16 protein-coding genes are annotated in these 17187 nt (G+C 74.3%); 5 read left to right on the forward strand and 11 right to left on the reverse strand.

Annotation, left to right across the window (positions count from 1 at the left end; genetic code table 11):
* Positions 1-5: 5 nt before the first annotated feature.
* On the forward strand, positions 6-695 hold the full coding sequence (locus tag MJ876_RS04390; protein ID WP_240234845.1) for a class I SAM-dependent methyltransferase: 690 nt from the start codon (positions 6-8) through the stop codon (positions 693-695).
* Positions 696-710: 15 nt separating this feature from the next.
* Here the strand turns inward: MJ876_RS04390 and MJ876_RS04395 are convergent, their stop codons facing one another.
* Positions 711-2093, reverse strand: a complete 1383-nt coding sequence (locus MJ876_RS04395) for an FAD-binding oxidoreductase (RefSeq protein ID WP_240234846.1) — start codon at positions 2091-2093, stop codon at positions 711-713.
* Between the two features lie 781 nt (positions 2094-2874).
* On the opposite strand from MJ876_RS04395, the gene MJ876_RS04400 reads away from it, so the two are divergent.
* The gene (locus MJ876_RS04400; RefSeq protein ID WP_240234847.1) at positions 2875-4254 is read left to right on the forward strand and encodes an HNH endonuclease signature motif containing protein; all 1380 of its coding nucleotides are present in this window, start codon (positions 2875-2877) and stop codon (positions 4252-4254) included.
* 3 nt (positions 4255-4257) lie between these two features.
* On the opposite strand, the gene MJ876_RS04405 is transcribed toward MJ876_RS04400, so the two are convergent.
* From MJ876_RS04405 to MJ876_RS04440, 8 genes are read right to left on the reverse strand one after another with little or no spacing between them, the layout of a single operon-like run.
* Positions 4258-5007, reverse strand: a complete 750-nt coding sequence (locus MJ876_RS04405; RefSeq protein ID WP_240234848.1) for a class I SAM-dependent methyltransferase — start codon at positions 5005-5007, stop codon at positions 4258-4260.
* Positions 5008-5051: 44 nt separating this feature from the next.
* Entirely contained in the window at positions 5052-5879 is an 828-nt protein-coding gene (locus tag MJ876_RS04410) for a DUF1295 domain-containing protein (protein ID WP_240234849.1), read from the reverse strand.
* A 30-nt stretch (positions 5880-5909) separates the two neighbouring features.
* Positions 5910-7025 (reverse strand): hypothetical protein, encoded by a 1116-nt coding sequence (locus MJ876_RS22110; protein ID WP_240234850.1) that lies wholly within the window; start codon positions 7023-7025, stop codon positions 5910-5912.
* A complete protein-coding gene (locus tag MJ876_RS04420) occupies positions 7015-8373 on the reverse strand; it encodes a hypothetical protein (protein ID WP_240234851.1) in 1359 nt (452 codons plus the stop codon). Before MJ876_RS04420 ends, MJ876_RS22110 begins: the two co-directional genes overlap by 11 nt.
* Complete coding sequence (locus MJ876_RS04425; protein ID WP_240234852.1) at positions 8370-9170, reverse strand: TauD/TfdA family dioxygenase; 801 nt, start codon at positions 9168-9170, stop codon at positions 8370-8372. Before MJ876_RS04425 ends, MJ876_RS04420 begins: the two co-directional genes overlap by 4 nt.
* Positions 9170-10057: a class I SAM-dependent methyltransferase gene (locus MJ876_RS04430; protein WP_240234853.1), complete on the reverse strand. Its 888-nt coding sequence runs from the start codon at positions 10055-10057 to the stop codon at positions 9170-9172. The genes MJ876_RS04425 and MJ876_RS04430 overlap by 1 nt, the downstream gene beginning before the upstream one ends.
* Positions 10054-11298 carry a sedoheptulose 7-phosphate cyclase gene (locus tag MJ876_RS04435; RefSeq protein ID WP_240234854.1) on the reverse strand — a complete coding sequence of 415 codons (1245 nt, stop codon included), beginning with the start codon at positions 11296-11298 and terminating at the stop codon, positions 10054-10056. Before MJ876_RS04435 ends, MJ876_RS04430 begins: the two co-directional genes overlap by 4 nt.
* A 41-nt stretch (positions 11299-11339) precedes the next feature.
* Positions 11340-12005 carry an HAD family phosphatase gene (locus MJ876_RS04440; RefSeq protein ID WP_240234855.1) on the reverse strand — a complete coding sequence of 222 codons (666 nt, stop codon included), beginning with the start codon at positions 12003-12005 and terminating at the stop codon, positions 11340-11342.
* Positions 12006-12202: 197 nt separating this feature from the next.
* Between MJ876_RS04440 and MJ876_RS04445 the strand changes: the two genes are divergently transcribed.
* The 3 genes from MJ876_RS04445 to MJ876_RS04455 all read left to right on the forward strand — a co-directional run bounded on the left by MJ876_RS04445 (position 12203) and on the right by MJ876_RS04455 (position 15424).
* Complete coding sequence (locus MJ876_RS04445; protein ID WP_240234856.1) at positions 12203-13303, forward strand: NAD-dependent epimerase/dehydratase family protein; 1101 nt, start codon at positions 12203-12205, stop codon at positions 13301-13303.
* 7 nt (positions 13304-13310) lie between these two features.
* Positions 13311-13940, forward strand: coding sequence for a hypothetical protein (locus tag MJ876_RS04450; protein WP_240234857.1), 630 nt, complete (start codon positions 13311-13313; stop codon positions 13938-13940).
* Between the two features lie 308 nt (positions 13941-14248).
* Positions 14249-15424, forward strand: a complete 1176-nt coding sequence (locus MJ876_RS04455; RefSeq protein ID WP_240234858.1) for an NAD(P)/FAD-dependent oxidoreductase — start codon at positions 14249-14251, stop codon at positions 15422-15424.
* Here MJ876_RS04455 and MJ876_RS04460 read toward each other — a convergent pair.
* Both MJ876_RS04460 and MJ876_RS04465 read right to left on the reverse strand, forming a co-directional pair.
* Positions 15412-16206 (reverse strand): alpha/beta fold hydrolase, encoded by a 795-nt coding sequence (locus MJ876_RS04460; protein ID WP_240234859.1) that lies wholly within the window; start codon positions 16204-16206, stop codon positions 15412-15414. The two genes, MJ876_RS04455 and MJ876_RS04460, sit on opposite strands and share 13 nt — an antisense overlap.
* A gap of 1 nt (position 16207) precedes the next feature.
* Positions 16208-17005: an SDR family NAD(P)-dependent oxidoreductase gene (locus tag MJ876_RS04465; RefSeq protein ID WP_240234860.1), complete on the reverse strand. Its 798-nt coding sequence runs from the start codon at positions 17003-17005 to the stop codon at positions 16208-16210.
* Positions 17006-17187 lie beyond the last annotated feature (182 nt).

A 17187-nucleotide genomic window follows, 5' to 3' on the forward strand; every position in this document is an offset into this window, starting at 1 on the left:
GAGCGATGCCGCACGACGGAGCCATCGACTGGGTGGAGTGGCACCGCGGGTACGACGACCCGCGGGGTCACCTCGCGCAGCGGCTCGCGGTCGTGCGCCAGCTGGTCGGCAAGGCGGTCGACCTCGCGACGGCGCGGCCGCCGTACGTGACGAGCCTCTGCGCCGGGGACGGCCGCGACGTGCTGCCCGTGGCGGCGGTGAGCGCGCGGCTCCCGCGGGTGAGCCTGGTCGAGCAGGACCCCCGGCTGGCCGAGGAAGCACGGCGCCAGGCCACCCGCCTCGGGCTGGCGGAGTCCGCGCGGGTCGTCGAGGGCGACGCCGGTGACCTGGCGACGTACACGGGGGTCGCGCGTGCGGACGTCGTCCTCCTCTGCGGTGTCCTCGGGCACCTGAGCGACGACGACGTCGACCGGCTCGCCGTCTCCCTGCCGCAGCTCGCGGCCGCGGGTGCCCGCGTGGTCTGGACGCGCGGGCCGTGGACGACGTCCGACGCGGGGCCGCTGGTCGAGTCCGACGACGAGGAGCACCCCGCCGAGGGGATCCGCCGCTCGTTCGCCGCGCACGGGCTCGTCGAGGAGGACCTGGTCACCCCCGAGGGGACCGACTTCTGCGTCGGCGTCCACCGCCTGACCCGGGAACCGGTCCCGCGACCGCCGGTGGGGACGCTCTTCCGGTTCGGGTCGGCGAGCGGCTGACCCGGCCGGCGCAGGTCAGAGGACCTTGCCGGGGTTGAGGATCCCGCGCGGGTCGAGCGCGGCCTTGACCGCCCGTTGCATCGCGACCACCTCGGGGCTCAGCTCGGCGTGCAACCCGTCGCGCTTCAGCAGGCCCACGCCGTGCTCGCCGGTGACGGTCCCGCCGAGGTCCAGGGCGTCGGCGATGATCTCCTCGAACGCCGCCTGGGCGCGCACGCGGGCGGCGTCGTCACCGGGTGGCGTGATGATCAGCGGGTGCAGGTTGCCGTCGCCGGCGTGGGCGATGTTGGCGATGAGGACGTCGTGGGTGGCCGCCGACTTCTCGATCCGCGCGAGCATCTCCGGGACGGCGGCCTTGGGCACGCAGACGTCCTCGGTCAGCAGCGGGCCGAGCCGTTCCAGGGCGGGGTAGGCCATGCGGCGGGCCATGAACAGGGCCTCCGCCTCGTCCTCGTCGGTCGAGGCGGCCGCGAACGTCGCACCGCCCTGCTCGAAGCAGCGGACCATCGCCTCCGCCTCGGCGTCACCGGCCGCGCCCGGCGCGTCGGTGCGGCCCAGCAGGACGACGTCCGCGTCGGCCGACAGGCCCATGTTCTTCCAGTCGTCGACGGCCTTCAGGCAGTGACGGTCGACGAGCTCCAGCGCCGACGGCAGGACGCCGCTCGCGCCGACCGCCTCGACGGCGCGGCCGGCGTCGACGACGGAGTCGAAGTAGCCGACGACGGTCCGCTCCGGTGCCCGGGCGGCGCGCAGCCGGACGGTGACCTCCGTGATGACGCCGAGGGTGCCCTCGGAGCCGACCATGAGCCCGACGAGGTCGTAACCGACCACGCCCTTCGCCGTCCGGCGACCCACGCGGACCAGCTCGCCGAGCCCGTTGACCAGCTCGAGCTCCAGCACGTAGTCGCGGGTGACGCCGTACTTCACGCAGCACAGGCCGCCCGCGTTCGTCCCGACGTTGCCGCCGATGGTCGACCAGGGGGCGCTGGCGGGGTCCGGCGGGTACCAGAGCCCCTGCTCCGCGCAGGCCTCACGCAGGTGGTCGTTGACGACACCGGGCTGGACGACGGCGAGCCGCTCGAGCGCGTTGATCTCCCGGATCTCCGTCATCCGCTCGGTCGACAGGACGACGCAGCCGTCGACGGCGTTCGCGGCCCCCGACAGCCCCGTGCCCGCGCCGCGGGTCACCACGGGGACGCCGTGGGCGAGGCACGCCCGGACGGTGGCCTGCACGTCCTCGGTCGTCCGCGCGCGCACCAGCGCGACCGGCCGGCCGTGCGGCGCCCACTCGGCCTCGTCATGCGCGTACGCCGCGAGCACGTCGTCGTCCGTCGCCAGCACCTGCGCCGGGAGGGCGTCGGTGAGCGTCGCGAGAACGGGGTGGGTCGTGAGGGTCATGGGTCGATCCTCACCCCGCGGTCAACCGTGCCCCTGTGCGCACTCTCGTCGGTCGAGCTGGCCGAGACCCCTGACCGGGTTTCGGGGCTCAACCACCGCGGCGGTCGAGGTGTGAGACCGCCCGCGGCCGAGCCTCGAGACCCGTTGCGCGCAGAGACGGTCCGCACCACCGGCGGTCGGTCCGCACCACCGGTGGTCGAGCTTGTCGAGACCCTCACCGGGTTTCGAGGCTCCTCGCCAGGGCTCGTCACACCTCAACCACCGCGGTGGTCGGTCTGCGCCACCGCCGGTCGAGCTCGTCGAGACCCTCACCGGGTTCGAGGCTCAACCACCGCGGCGGTCGAGGTGTGAGGCCGCCTGCGGCCGAGCCTCGAGACCCGGTGCGCGCAGACGGCCCGCACCACCGGCGGTCGAGCTTGTCGAGACCCCTCACCGGGTTTCGAGGCTCCTCGCCAGGGCTCGTCACACCTCAACCACCGCGGTGGTCGGTCTGCGCCACCGCCGGTCGAGCTCGTCGAGACCCTCACCGGGTTTCGAGGCTCCTCGCCAGGGCTCGTCGCACCTCAACCAGCGCGGTGGTCGAGGTGTGAGGCCGCCCGCGGCCGAGCCTCGAGACCCCGGTGCGCGCAGTAACGGCCCGCACCACCGGCGGTCGAGCTTGTCGAGACCCCTCACCGGGTTTCGAGGCTCCTCGCCAGGGCTCGTCACACCTCAACCACCCGCGGTGACTGCGTGTGGACGACGGCCCGCCACTGTCGGTGGTCGAGCGTATGTTCGAACCATGGTCAGGGACGACGATCAGCAGGCGGGTCGGTGGGGCGTCGGCGCGCACCCGCTGCTGACCGCTGCCTCGTCGCTGACCACCGGCCTGGCCGCGGCCCACGGGGCGATCGACGCCGGCTCGGACCCGTCCTGGCTCGCGGCCGAGGACCAGGGCCAGCTGCTGAGGACGCTGGGGCGGGCGCAGGCCAGCCTGGACGCACTGCTGATGCGGGTCCTGACCGCCTGCTCCGGACCCGACTCGATCGCCGAAGGCACCGCCGCACGATCCGCCGCGGACTGGCTCGCCGGCGAGCAGCACACCCGCGCCAACCGGCTCCACGCCGCCACCACGCTGGGGAAGGCGTTGGACCGCTGGCCCCGCCTCGCCGCAGCGCTCGCTGCGGGCGAGATCACCACCGAGCACGCCCGCGCCGCCGTCGAGGCCCTCGACCGGCTACCGCGGACCGGCGACGACGCCCTCGACCCGGACCTCCTCGTCCAGGCGGAGACCGTGATGCTCGGCCACTGCGGTGAGTTCACCCCGCCCCAGATCCGCACCCTCGGCGCGCGGCTGCTCGAGGCCGTCGCGCCTGAGGTCGCCGAGCGCCTGGAGGCCCAACGCCTGGCCGACGAGGAACGACAGGCTCGCCGCGAGACCTCCTTCTCGATGTCCCGCACCGGGCGCGGCACCCGACGGTTCCGCGGGGAGATCCCCGAGCTGCACGCCTCCATCCTCGACAACGCCCTACGCGCGATCACCAACCCGCGGCGCACCCACCTCGACGGAGGCATCCCCTTCGAGGATGACGGTCCCCTGGACGGTGACACCGTCACCGACGGTCAGCGGCTGACCGACTCCCAACGCCTCGGCCAAGCGTTCTGCACCCTCATCGAGAACCTCCCCACCGACCGGCTCCCCACCCACGGCGGATCCCCGGTCACCGTCGTGGTCACCATCACCGAGGAGACCCTCCGCCAAGAAGCCACCGAGCACGGCTACACCGGCTACACCGGCTACACCGGTTACGGCACCACGACCGGCGGCGCCCCCGTCTCCGTGGGCGAGGCCATCCGGCTGGGCTGCCAGCACGGCGTGCGCGGCTGGGTCGTCTCCGGCGACGGCGAGACCCTCCACCTCGGCCGCACCCGCCGCCTGCACACCGGCCCCCAACGCCTCGCCCTCGAGCTGCAACACCCCACCTGCCAAGCCCGCGGCTGCGACGTCCCCGCCCCCTGGTGCGAGACCCACCACCGCCACGCCTGGGCCGAAGGCGGCCACACCACCGTCGACGACGGCGCCCTGCTCTGCCCCCACCACCACCACCACCGCACCCACGACCCGAAGTACGAGACCCGCTGGCACCCCGACGACACCGTCACCTTCCACCGCAGGTGCTGAGCCTCAGCCGGGCTTGCGCCAGACCGACACGTGGGAGCCGCTGTCACCCGTGAACGGGGTGCCGGCCCAGTCGGCGTGCCTCGACTCGGGCACGAGTCCGGCGAGGCGTGCCATGAGGTCGGTCTCGGCGGGCCAGACGTAGCGGAAGTGATGGACGCCGTACCGGTACGACCCGTCGTCGGCCCGGGTGAAGTGGTGCGAGGTCCCCTCCTGGGTGGCCTGGTCGTAGACGTCGAAACCGGTGTGGGCCTCGCTCACGTCGAACGGGACGGCGGCCTGCCCGGGTGGGAAGCGGCGCAGGTGGGGGACGAACTGCTCGATGACGAACCGCCCACCCGGGGCGAGGTGGCGGGCGGCGTTGGCGAAGCAGGCGACCTGCTCGTCCTGCGTCCGGAGGTTCCCGAGCGTGTTGAAGACGAGGTAGACGAGCGTGAAGGAGCCGGGCGCCGCGACCGAGGACGGGGCGGTCGCCGTCGCCATGTCGCCGACGGTCACGGGCAGCCCCGGGCGCTTGCGGTGGAGCACCTCGACCATCGGTGCCGACAGCTCGATGCCGGCGACCGCGAGCCCGCGGTCGGCGAGCGGGACCGCGACGCGGCCCGTGCCGACCGCCAGCTCGAGCACCGGGCCGCCGTCGGCGAGGTGTTCCAGGACGTGGAGGGTCGGGTCGAGGACGGCGGGGTCGAACATCTCCGCCTCGTCGGCGTCGTACGCCTCGGCGGTCTCACGGGTCCACAGGTCGCTGCTCGTCATCACCACCGACGCTAGGCAGGACGACGGCGCGGCGCGACCGGGTTTCAGGCCCCGGTGACGGCCCGCTTCGGCCAGGGGACGAAGAAGGCGACCCGCTTCTGGTACTCCCGGAACGCCGGCCGCTCCTGCATGCGCCGCTCGGTGCGCTTGGCGCCGGTCGCGTAGACGAGGAAGTACGACATCGCGACGGGGGCCGGGAACGTCCAGGCCGTCGGGGCGGAGGCGGCGCCGGCGAGGTAGACGCCGTCCCAGACGACGGAGTCGCCGAAGTAGTTCGGGTGGCGCGACCAGCCCCACAGCCCGGTGTCGAGGATGTCCGGGACGTCGGCGTCCCCGCGGTCCTTCGCTGCCTTCTTCTCGGCCATGAAGGCGTCCTTCTGCCGGTCGGCGACGGCCTCGACGACGGTCCCCGCGACCATCGCGGCCATCCCGAGCGGGAAGAGCAGGCGACGCCGTCCGGACGGCAGCTCGCTCGCGGCGGCCATCTGGATCGGCAGGGAGACCAGCAGCTGCGCCGCGCCCTGCGTGAGGAACACCTTGGCGAGGACCTGCGCGGTCGAGGCGTCGCCGAGGAACTCGGTGTACCGCTCGTCCTCGGTGTCCTTGCTGCGGAGCCGGCCCAGCATCAGGGTCCCGAGGCGCGCGCCCCAGACGGACGTCGCCGCCGCGAGCGCCCACCGGCGTCGCGCGTCGCCCTCGCCGGCGACGGCGCTGGTCACGGCCACCGCGGCGAGACCGGGGCCCCAGATGCCGTCGACGTAGTCGCGTCGCTGCTTCGGGATCGCGACGGCGGCGGTCGCACCCTGGATGGCGGCGACGACGAGCGCGGAGCGCCCCATCACCCGGCGGAGGTTCCGCGTGTCGATGTTCATGCCGACGATCGTGACAGGGCGGCGGAAGCGTCAGGCCCCGCGGGCGAGAGCCGCGGCCACCTGGTCGGCGAGCAGTGCCTCGAGCGGCACACCGGCCGAGGCCGCCATCATGACGACGACGCTGCTGGGGGCGAAGGAGCAGTAGAGGCTCGCCTCCAGGAAGTACGGCGTCCCGTGCGGGTCGATCCGGACGTCGACGAGGCTGTGGTCCCGGCACCCCAGCGCCACGTGGGCCCGCCGCGCGAGCTCGTGGACGGCGGGGACGGCCGGGTCGTCGAGCGGCACGATCCAGGCGTGGTCGGCGTCCTTCGCCATCAGCCTCAGGTCCCCACCGCCCTCGGTGCCGTCGTCGTCGCTGCGGGTGATCTTGTCGGCGGCGTCGCGGACCGGCTTGGTGTCGGGGTCGACGGCGTACTCCTCGAGGGGCAGGCACACGAGCTCCACCCCGTCGTCGGTGCGGCGCTCGACGATGCCGCACCGGACCTCGCGGCCGAGCTCGACGTACGTCTCGACGAGCACCTGCTGCGTGGGTCCCGCGTGCTCGAACGCGGTGGCGAGGGCGGCGTCGTACTCGCCCGGCTCCCGCACCAGGGTCACGCCGTGGGAGTTGTCGGCGTCCACCGGCTTGACGACGACGGGCGGCGCGAGCGTCGGGACGTCGCCGGGGCGCAGCACCTCGCCGTCGGGGACGGCGACCCCGGCCGCCGCCACGATCGCCCGCGCACGCTGCTTGTGCGCACCGATCGCCATGACGTCACCGGTGTTGCCGACCGTCGGGACGCGGAGGACGTCGGTGAGCAGCGAGCGGTAGGCCGTCATGCCGGACCGGCAGAACATCTGCGGCAGCGCGACGTCCACCTCGAGCGAGGCGAGGACGGCGAGGCCCTTCGCCCGTGACACCACCGGCGCCGCGGCGACGGCCTCCCGCGACAGGTCGGCCGGGAAGCGCCACCCGCCGCCGGGCTCGACCCAGGCGACCACGTGCTCGTACGGGCCGTCGGCCGCGGCGGCCAGCGCGCCGGCGGCGTACAGGCGCGAGAGGTCGGCGAGGAACGCCGTTTCCGCCGAACCGGCGAGGTGCAGCACCCGGGTGCGCGCCGATTCGGCAGGAACGGCGGCGCCCCGTCCCGCCGGCTCAGTCGCCACCGATCTCGACCAGCTTCCCGATGTTGAAGTCGATGCGGATCCAGTCGCGTCCGGTCACGAGCGCGCGCAGGAGCAGCGAGGGGACCTGCAGGTGGTGCACGAGCAGGAAGGGCAGCGGGTCGTGGACGTCGAGGATCGCGTCGCGTCCGTGGCGCACCGTCGCCCACCGCTCGGGCAGCGACGTCGGGTCGCTCAGCAGGCGCCACAGCTCGTGGTAGGCCCAGTACGTCGGGGTGTAGTCCGGCAGCGGCACGACCCGGTCGCCGCCCGGCGTGCTGCCGATCGGCTCGTCGGTGAGGTACGCCGCCGCGAGGCCGGGGTGGCGGTGGAACATCGTGATCGCCGAGTGCGTCCGCGGGTTGCACTCGATCGCGGCGATGGTGCCGTCGGCGCGCTCGAGGAAGTCGAACGACACCTGGCCGGTGAGCTTGCGCTCCTCGACGAGGCGGGTCACCCACGCCTCGATCTCCGGGTGGTCGACCATCGTGTAGTTGACCTGGAACGCCGACGACGCGCAGCACGCCCACACCCGCAGCCGCCCGTCGCGGGCGGTGCCGTGGGTGCAGTACTCGACGCCGTCCACGAGCTCCTGGAGCAGCCACGGGTTGTCGGCCGAGATCGGCTTGGACGCCGCGAACGCCGCGGTCTCCTCGGGGGTGGCCAGCGGCAGCGGGGTGAGGTCGAGACGGTTCACCGGGTCGTAGGCGATCGACTTCAGCACCCAACGGACGCCGGGGTGGGCGGCGAAGTCGAAGTCCGCCACCTCGGCCGGGTCGGTGACCCGGTGGGTCAGCGGCACCGGCAGGTCCAGCGCGGTGGCGAGCGCCGCGAACGACGCCTTGTCGTCGAGCTCCTCGAGGTCGTCCGGGTCGAGGTGCACGACCTCGACCCCGAGCGCCTCCAGCCGGGGCTTCGCCAGGGCGTCGTGACGGCTGGACGCCGGGCTGCACACCGGCACGTAGACGTCGACGCCCTCGCGCGCCACCACCTCGACCAGCGCGTCGGCGTACGCCGGGTCGCCGGACGGCGGGACGACGTGGAACGCGTCGACGGCGCGGGAGAACCGGTGCCCGGAGAACCGGTAGCGGCCGGCCTCGACGAGGACGACGCGGTGGCCCGCGGCGTGGAACGACCGCGCCAGCTGCAGCGCCTTCGTCATCTTGCCGCCGGACAGCATCACCGTCCGCCGCCCGCCCGCGGGCTCCGGCGGGGCGGGGGCGCCGAGCGCCGCCCCGACGACGGCGGCGCCGGCGGTCACCGCCGCGTTCGCCGGCAGCGCCGCGCCCAGCAGGGCGAGCGCTCCCAGCGTCCTCAGGCGCGGCGGCAGGCCGGGGCGGAACGGGGTCACTCCGACAGTGTCCCCGTCAGCGGTGCGGCGTACCCGGTGGCCATGCCGCGGTGCATCACGCGGTCGCCGACGACGCCGGAGTGGTCGGCGGCGTGCAGGACGGTGCCGTTGTCCCACATCACCACGTCGCCGCTCGCCCAGGTGTGGCGCAGGCAGTTCTCCGGCGCGGTCGAGTGGGCGGTCAGCGCGGCAACCGTCTCGGCGGTCTCGTCGGCGTCCATGCCCTCGATCTCGGCGCAGCGCGCGGGCGTCGTCAGGTAGAGCGTGTCGCGCCCGGAGACGGGGTGGGGCCGCACGAGGGGGTGCCACGCCTCCTTCTCCTGGCTCTCGCCCGGGTCGACGCCGGTGACGACGTGGCGCATCCGGCGTCCCTCGATCCGGGCGCGGAGGTCGGCGGGCAGGGTGTCGAGGGCGCGGTACTGGTTCGTGAAGACCGTCTGCCCGCCCTGCTCCGGGATCGTCACCGCCCGCAGCGAGGTGTACGCCGGCGGCGACGAGACGTAGCTGGTGTCGACGTGGAACGTCGACCGCGGCGGCGTCGTCCGGCCCACGTTGGAGATGACGTTGAGGTCGTCGAAGCCCGGCACCGGCGTCTCCCCGACGGTGAAGACGGGGTCGCCGAAGCAGCGCAGGTACGCCGCGAACGCAGTGTCGTCGATGTCCTGGCCGGGCAGGTGGACGACGCCGTGGTCGGCGAGCAGCCCGACGATCGCCTCGACGGTCGCCTCGTCGGGCGGGGTGTCGAGCGACAGCCCCGTCACGCGGGCCCCGAGGGGCTCCAGCACCTGGACGTCCATCAGTCCTCCTCGGTCGGGCGTGCGGGGGCCGTGGGCCCGGTGGCCCACTGCACGAGCGTGACGCCGTCGCGCAGGGGCAGCAGCACCTGCTCGACGCGGTCGTCGTCGGCGAGCAGCCGGTTCACGTCGGCGATGGCGCGGCCGTTGTCGCTGAGCACGCCGGCGCCGTACGGCTCGCCCTGCAGCAGCGTGTTGTCGAGCGCGAGCAGCCCGTCGGGCGCCAGCAGCGGCGTGTCGAGGACGGCGCGCACGTAGTCGGCGTACCCCGTCTTGTCCGCGTCGACGAACACCAGGTCGAAGACCGCGCCCTCCGCGGCGAGCGCGGCGAGGGTGTCGGACGCCGGCCCGACGCGGACGTCGATCCGCGACCCGGCCCCCTCGGGCCCGGTCGCGTCGAAGCACTCCTGCGCGAACGTCGCGACGCCGGGGTCGAGCTCGCAGGCGACCACGGAGCCCGGGCCCGAGCCGTCGGGCAGCGCCTCGGCCATGGCGAGCGCGGAGTAGCCGGTGAACATCCCGACCTCGAGCACCCGTCGCGCACCGGTGGCCCGCACCAGGGTGCGGAGGAACCGGCCCTCGACGTGCCCGGATAGCATCTCGGCCTCGAGGGGCGAGTCCTCGCTCCAGTGCGCCTCGCGGGTGCGGGCCGCCAGCGCCGACAGCGCGGACGACTCCGGCGACGTGGACGCCGCGACGTACGGCTCGAGCCCGGCCGCGAGCTCGTGGGCGCGGGTCAGGTCGACCAGCAGCGAGGCGGTGTCCTCCCCGGCCTCGGCCCGCGCCACGAGGTCGCCGAGGCGCTCGGCGAGGATCCCGGCCGGGGTGACCGGCCGGAGGCCCGACTCGGGTCCGGTGTCGGGGCCGAGGGTGCCGGGGAGAGCCGTCACGCCGACAGGCCCTCGTCGACGAACGCCTGCACCCCGGCGCCGCCGCGCGGCAGCTCGGCGACGAGGGTGCGGTGCTTGTCGAGCGCGCTGACGAGCTCGTCCGCGGAGACGTCGTCGAGGAAGACGCACTCGCCGACCGGCGCCGGGACCGCTGCGCGCAGGCGGCCGTCGCGGGTCTGCAGGATGGCGGCGGTCGAGCGCTCGAGCAGCTCGGGGGTGAGGTGCTCGGAGTCGAGCGACAGCCCGATGCGGCTCATCAGCGACAGCACGCGGTCACGCTCCTCGGCGGTGACGTGCCCGCGTTGCTCGGCGAGCGTCGTCGACAGCGCCATGTCGATGCAGATGGCGTGGCCGTGGAAGAACGGCACGTCCGGCGCCAGCTCGAGGGTGGGGCTCCAGGTGTGGCCGAAGGCGATGACCCGGTCGAGGTCGAGCTCGTGGAGGTTGGGCACCTCCAGCTCGAGCATGCGCTGGATGGCGCGGTAGGTGATCTCGTGCGCCACCTCCCGCAGCTCGGAGCTCGCGGCGTGCCAGCGCCCGTCGACCTCGCCGTCGACGTGGCCGAAGTGCGTGGCCAGCAGCGCCTCGCCGTGGGCGTCCATGAGGTCGAAGGTCCGCTTGTCGCCGACGGTGCTGATCTTGATGATCTCGGCCATGCCGTTGCGCACCTGGTCCACCGGCAGGGTGGCGAGGAAGCCGAAGTCGAGCAGCACCGTCGAGGACGCGTGGTAGGCGCCGAGACGGTTCTTGTACTTGCGGTGGTTGACCCCGACCTTGATCGACACGCTCGCGTCGATCAGGCCGATGAGCGTCGTCGGGATCCGCACGTACGGCGTCGAGCGGCGGAAGGCCGCGCACGCGAAGCCGGCGACGTCCGTGCCGAGCCCGCCACCGACGACCAGCGGCTGCTCCTTGCGGACCAGCCCGAAGTCGGCGAACGCGTCGACGATCCCCTCGACCGTGGTCCACGCCTTCGTGGTCTCGTCGACGACGAGGCGGTAGGTCACCAGCTCGATGTCGTGCGCGGCGAAGTAGGCGCGGGCGCGCTCGCCGTACAGGTCGTCGACGACGTCGTCGATCACCATGAGGCAGCGACCCCACGGCCGGTAGATGTCGGCGAGGTGGGTGTCTGCGGGGTCGAAGACGCCGTCCACGTACGTCAGCGTGTAGTCGATCTTCTCGTAGGCCTCGACGTGGAAGGTCGTGGCGTCGGAGGTCAGGCGGGACTCGACGATGGACATGCGGGTGCTCCTGGGTCTGTCGGGCGGGGGCGGGGGCGCGCTCAGGCCTCGAGCAGGCCGGTCACGTCGGCCGGGTCGAGACGGTCGACGGTGCGGTCGGCCGCGGAGAAGTCGTGGGCGACGGTGTTGGCGTTCGGGAAGGCGATGCAGGCGACCCCGGCGGCCTTGGCCGCCTGGACGCCACCGACGTTGTCCTCGATGGCCACGCACGCGCCGGCCTCCTCGCCGAGCTCGGCGAGGGCCTTGGCGTAGACGGCCGGGTCGGGCTTGGTGGTCTCGACCGAGGTGGTGTCGAGGACGAGGTCGAAGTCGTCGCGCGTCAGCGCCGGGGACAGCGCGGTCAGCAGCGCCTCGACGTTCTCCGGCGACGTCGTGGTGACCAGGGCGACGCGCATGCCGAGCGACTTCGCGGCCTGCACGGTCTCGACGACGCCGGGGCGGGCCTCGGCGCCGTCCTTGGCCAGCGAGGAGCGGAACGCCTCGGACTTCGCCGCGTGGATCGCGTCGGCGTCGACCTGCTCGCCGCGCTGCTCGGCGTACGCGCGGACGCGGTCGGCTCCGCCGTTGCCGGTGAGCATCTCGCGGTAGTCCTCGCGGTCCCAGGACCAGTCGAGGCCGGCGTCGGCGAACGCCTTGTTGAACGCCCAGCGCTGGAGCTCCGAGGTGTCGGCGACGGAGGAGATGGAGCCGAACAGGATCGAGGTCATGGGTTCCCCTTCGGGGGTCGTGGGCCCGGGTGGTTCCCGGACTGGTCGGTGCAGCGGAGAGGGCGGTGCCGGGCGGGTACCCCCGAGCCCCCCTCCTAGTCACCCCGCGCCCGGTCGGGGGCCCAGGGTTCACCTCTCGTTCAGCGGGTACGGCGGGTTGGACGGGGCCCGACCGGGCCGCGACCGGGAGGAGCGACATGCGGGTGGCCGTGACCGGCGCGACCGGGAACCTGGGGACGGCGGTGCTGCGCCGTCTCCTCGACCCGGGGACCGGCCGCGCCCCGGCGGGGGAGTCGACGACCGTGACCGGCGTCGTGCGCCGCCCGCCCGACCCGACGACGGCGCCCGAGCCGCTCGGACGCGTCGACTGGGTCGCCGTCGACCTGGCCTCGGACGACGCCGAGCGCGTCCTCGCGGAGGCCTTCGAGGGCCACGACGCGGTCGTGCACCTCGCCTGGGGCTTCCAGCCCGGCCGGGACGACGCACGCCTGCGGGCCACGGCCGTCGACGGCACCCTCAACGTCGCGCGCGCCGCCGTCCGGGCCGGCGTGCCGCACCTCGTGCACATGTCGTCCGTCGGCGCCTACGCGCCGCGGGTCTCGCTCGACCCGGTGGACGAGTCGTACCCGACCACCGGCGTGCCCGGCTCGGCCTACTCGCGGGACAAGTCGGACGTCGAGCGCATCCTCGACGGACTCGAGGCCGAGCACCCCGGGCTCGCGGTCGCGCGCCTGCGACCGGGGCTGGTCGGGCAGGCCGAGGCGGGCAGCGCGCTGCTGCGCTACGCGCTCCCGGCGCTGGTGCCGAGGGTTGCCGTCCGGGCGGTCCCGGTGCTGCCGATGGACCGCGGCACCGTCGTCCCGGTCGTGCACGCCCACGACGTCGCGGACGCCGTCCGGCGGGTGCTGGAGCAGCGGGCCACCGGCCCCTTCAACCTCGCCGCCGAGCCGCCCGTGACCGCGGAGGACATCGCGACCGCGCTGGGAGCACGGCTGGTGCACGTCCCCGCGGCCGTCGTGCGGCGCGCGGCGGCGCTGGCCTGGCACGCCCGGGTGAGCCGCCTCGACCCGGGCTGGCTGGACCTGGCGCACACGGTGCCGCTGGTGGACACCACCCGGGCCCGCACCGAGCTGGGCTGGGGCCCGGGCATCTCCGCGACCGACGCCCTCGCCGACGCAGTGGCGGGCATGGCGGAGGGGCCCGACGGCGGGACGCCGGTCCTGCGGCCCCGCACCGTCGCCGGGGAGGCGCGCCGCCTGCTGACGGGCCTGTCGACGAGCCGGCGGCCGACGCCGTGAGGCCCTGATGGCCCTGGTCGACCAGCAAGCCGGCCTCGTCGTCACGGCCGCGCCCGGGACGGCGAGCACCGCGCTGCGCGAGGCGTTCCTCACCCGCCCGGGCGTGACCGAGGTGCCGGCGCCCGGAGCGGTGCGGACCGCCGGCGTCGACGCCAAGCACGGGACCGTCACCGAGCTCGTCGCCGCCGGGCTGCTGCCCGGCGACCACGGCCTGCGGGTGGTGACCACGACGCGCAACCCCTTCGACTTCTACGTCGCCGAGCACGAGCGGACGCGGACGCGGTGGGTCGAGGAGCTGCGCGACCCCGACTCGTGGGTGCACGTCACCCCGGGGATGGTCGACCGCATCGTCGACGCCGTGACCCACGACTTCGACGCCTGGCTCACGCTCGTGATCCCCGACCCCGCGGTGCCGCGGCGGATCAACCCCGGTCACGTGGACGAGGCGGACGTCGTCCTGCGGATGGAGCACCTCGAGACCGACCTGCGCGACGGTCTCGGCCTCGACCTGGCCGTGCCGCCCACCAACGTCACCGACCGCGACCGCGCCTGGTGGACGTCGTACTCGCCCGAGAGCCGGCGCCTCGTCGAGCGGGCCCACGCCGCCGACCTGGAGCGCTTCGGCTACCGCTTCTGACGCCCCCGGGCGGGACTCCCCGAGGTGGTCGAGCAGTGACTGAGCGCCAGCGAAGGAACGCCGAGGTGGTCGAGCAGTGACTGAGCGCCAGCGAAGGAGCGCGTCGAGACCGCCGGTCGCGGCGCGGCGGTCTCGACGCGGTCACTCGCCAGGGCTCGCTCCCTGCTCGACCACCTCGACGCCGCGGTCACTCGCCAGGGCTCGCTCCCTGCTCGACCACCTCGACGCCGCGGTCACTCGCCAGGGCTCGCTCCCTGCTCGACCACCTCGCCGACACCTGAGACCGGCGGGGTGGGGTACGGGCGGGCATGCATCGAGACTTCGACTACGTGATCGTCGGCGGCGGGATGGTCGCCGACTCCGCGGCCCGCGGCATCCGCGAGCGCGACGAGACCGGTTCCATCGCGATCCTGGGCGAGGAGCCCACCGCGCCGTTCCCCCGCCCCGCGCTGTCGAAGAAGCTCTGGACCGACCCGGACTTCACGGTGGAGAACACGGCGCTCGGGACCGGTGAGGACACCGGCGCGACCGTCGTCCTCGACACCCGGGTCACCGCGGTCGACACCGACGCCAAGCAGGTGACGGCCGGGGACGACACGATCGGATACGGTCGGCTGCTGCTCGCCACCGGTGGGCGGCCCACCCGGATCGACGGGCTGGAGCCGGGCGACAAGGTCGTCTACTTCCGGACGCTGAGCGACTACCTGCACCTGCGTGAGCTGGCCGACGACAAGCCCCACGTCGCCGTGGTCGGCGGCGGCTACATCGGCACCGAGATCGCCGCGGCGCTCATCTCCGAGGGGTGCCGGGTCGAGCTCGTCCACCCCGACTCCGTGCTGAACGAGACCAAGTTCCCCGCCGACCTCGCCTCCGACTTCGAGGGGCTGTTCACCTCCGCGGGCGTCGAGCTGCGGCCCGGGACGTCCGTCGTCGGCGGGTCCGCCGGGCTGGACGGCGTCACCCTGGCGCTCGACGACGGCTCGACGCTGAACGTGGACGTCGCCGTGGTGGGCCTCGGGATCGAGCCCGCCACGGAGCTCGCCGAGGCCGCCGGGCTCGAGGTGGGCGACGACGGCGGGATCGTCGTCGACGAGCGCCTCGCCACCAGTGCGCCGGACGTGTTCGCGGCCGGCGACGTGGCGTCGTACCCGGACCGTGTCCTGGGCCGCAGCCGCATCGAGCACGTCGACAACGCGACGACGATGGGGCAGACGGTCGGCCGGGTCATGGCCGGCTCCGACGAGACCTACGACCACACGCCGTACTTCTACTCCGCGGTGCTCGGCACCCGCTACGAGGCGGTCGGCACGCTCGACAGCTCGCTGGAGACCGAGGTCTCCGACGGCCCGGAGGACGGCGCCCGCACCATCCGCTACCGGGACGGCGACACCGTGGCCGGCGTGCTGCTGTGGAACGTGTCCGGGGACGACGAGAACGCGCGCGACGCCGCACGCGAGGCGATCCGGACCTCTCAGCCCGCCTGAGCGGTCGCCAGGAGCCGGGCGACCTCGGCGGGTCGCTCCAGCGCGGTGAGGTGGCCGGTCGCCGGCAGCACGTCCAGGCGGGCGTCGCGGCCGGCGGCCCGCCGCACGTCGCGCATCCGCTCGCCCCAGGACGGCGGGGTCGCCTCGTCCTCCGCGCCGAAGACGAGCTGCACCGGCCCGTCGTACGACGCCAGGACGGCGGTCCGGTCCTCGCGGGCGGCGATCGCCCGCGCCATCCAGGCCACGCCGTCGGGGTCGGTGGCGGCGATCAGCGCGGCCAGCTCGGCCTCGAGCTCCGGCTGCTCGCGGCGGGCGGTCGGGCCGAGGCCCTCCTGCGCGCTGTCGGCCACCGGTCCGGTGCTGCGCCGCGCCTCGACCTCGTCGGCGACCGCGCGCCGCTCCTCGGGCACGTCGGGCGCGACGCGCTCGGGGGTGGTGCTGCCCAGCACGAGCCCCGCCAGCCGGTGGGGGTGCCGGGCGGCGAGCTCGAGCGCGGCGTACCCGCCGGTCGAGACGCCGAACGGCACGCACCGCTCGACGCCGCGGGCGTCGAGGACCTCCACGACCGCGTCGGCCACGTACGCCATCGAGGGGTCGGCGTCCGGGACCGCCGAGGCGCCGAGCCCCGGCAGGTCGAGCGTGACGACCCGCGCCCACGGCTCCAGCAGCGGGACCAGCCGCCGCCACGTGCGCGACGACAGCGGGAACGCGTGGAGCAGCAGCAGGACCGGGGCGCCGTCCGGCCCGCCCACGCCCCCGCCGGTGTCCCGGTGCGCGAGCACCTCAGAGGGTGGCGACGGAGCCGGCGTCCACCCGGTACTCCGAGCCGTTCACGAAGCTCGCCCGGTCGGAGCAGAGGAAGGTGATGACGGAGGCGACCTCCTCGGGCTCGCCGCGGCGGCCGAGCTCCATGAAGGGGCGCTCCTCGGACAGGAACGACTCGACGGCCTCGTCGAAGGAGACACCGAGCTCGTCGGCGCGCTTCTCCATCATCGCGTCGGTCATCGGGGTGTGGATGAACGCGGGCGACACGCAGTTCACGAGCAGCCCCTCGGAGGCGTACGAGCGGGACAGACCCTTCGCGAACGACAGCACCCCGGCCTTGGCGGCGCAGTAGGGCAGCTCGTCGTCGTACGGCTGGGTGGCGTCCTCGGAGGTCAGGTAGACGATGCGACCCCAGCCACCGCGCAGGTCGTCGATGAACGCCCGGGTGAGCCGGACGGGCCCGAGCAGGTCGATCGCGAGGGTGTCGACCCAGCCGTCGTCGTCGATCTCGTGGAACAGGCCCTGGGCGCCGGTGACCCCGGAGCACTGCACCAGGATGTCGATCGCGCCGACGGCGTCGTGGACGGCGTCACGCAGCGCCTCGATCTGCTCCAGCGAGCGGACGTCGGCGGCGTGGTGGTGGAGGCGCCCCTCGGGGGCGTCGAGCTGCGCCGCCGCCTCCGCGAGGGCGTCGGCGTCGATGTCGGAGATGACCACCGTCGCGCCCTCCTCCAGCAGCATCCGGGCGGTCTGCCAGCCGATGCCGGAGTCACCGCCGGTGACGAGTGCGGTCTTGCCTGCGATGCCGAGGTCCACGTCGTGGCCTTCCTGCTGGGGCGGGGGCTGTCACTGCGGGGAGTACCCAGCGGTGTCGTGAGCAGTGTCGTGAACAGTGTCGTGAGCAGCCGGCCCGGACGGCCGACGGGGCGGCGCCCCCCGGGGGGCGCCGCCCCCCGGGGGGGGGGGGGGGCGGGTGGGCCCCCGGAGAGGAACAGCCC

Source organism: Nocardioides sp. CFH 31398 (assembly GCF_022436705.1).
Classification (GTDB): domain Bacteria; phylum Actinomycetota; class Actinomycetes; order Propionibacteriales; family Nocardioidaceae; genus Nocardioides.

What these genes read in the sequence shown, in the direction of transcription:
- MJ876_RS04390 (WP_240234845.1), top strand. Translation starts at nt 6, where the DNA reads ATGCCGCACGACGGAGCCATCGACTGGGTGGAGTGGCACCGCGGGTAC.
- MJ876_RS04455 (WP_240234858.1), top strand. Translation starts at nt 14,249, where the DNA reads ATGCATCGAGACTTCGACTACGTGATCGTCGGCGGCGGGATGGTCGCC.
- MJ876_RS04435 (WP_240234854.1), bottom strand. Translation starts at nt 11,298, where the DNA reads ATGTCCATCGTCGAGTCCCGCCTGACCTCCGACGCCACGACCTTCCAC.
- MJ876_RS04410 (WP_240234849.1), bottom strand. Translation starts at nt 5,879, where the DNA reads ATGAACATCGACACGCGGAACCTCCGCCGGGTGATGGGGCGCTCCGCG.
- MJ876_RS04440 (WP_240234855.1), bottom strand. Translation starts at nt 12,005, where the DNA reads ATGACCTCGATCCTGTTCGGCTCCATCTCCTCCGTCGCCGACACCTCG.
- MJ876_RS04445 (WP_240234856.1), top strand. Translation starts at nt 12,203, where the DNA reads ATGCGGGTGGCCGTGACCGGCGCGACCGGGAACCTGGGGACGGCGGTG.
- MJ876_RS04425 (WP_240234852.1), bottom strand. Translation starts at nt 9,170, where the DNA reads ATGGACGTCCAGGTGCTGGAGCCCCTCGGGGCCCGCGTGACGGGGCTG.
- MJ876_RS04395 (WP_240234846.1), bottom strand. Translation starts at nt 2,093, where the DNA reads ATGACCCTCACGACCCACCCCGTTCTCGCGACGCTCACCGACGCCCTC.
- MJ876_RS04405 (WP_240234848.1), bottom strand. Translation starts at nt 5,007, where the DNA reads ATGACGAGCAGCGACCTGTGGACCCGTGAGACCGCCGAGGCGTACGAC.
- MJ876_RS04400 (WP_240234847.1), top strand. Translation starts at nt 2,875, where the DNA reads ATGGTCAGGGACGACGATCAGCAGGCGGGTCGGTGGGGCGTCGGCGCG.
- MJ876_RS04450 (WP_240234857.1), top strand. Translation starts at nt 13,311, where the DNA reads ATGGCCCTGGTCGACCAGCAAGCCGGCCTCGTCGTCACGGCCGCGCCC.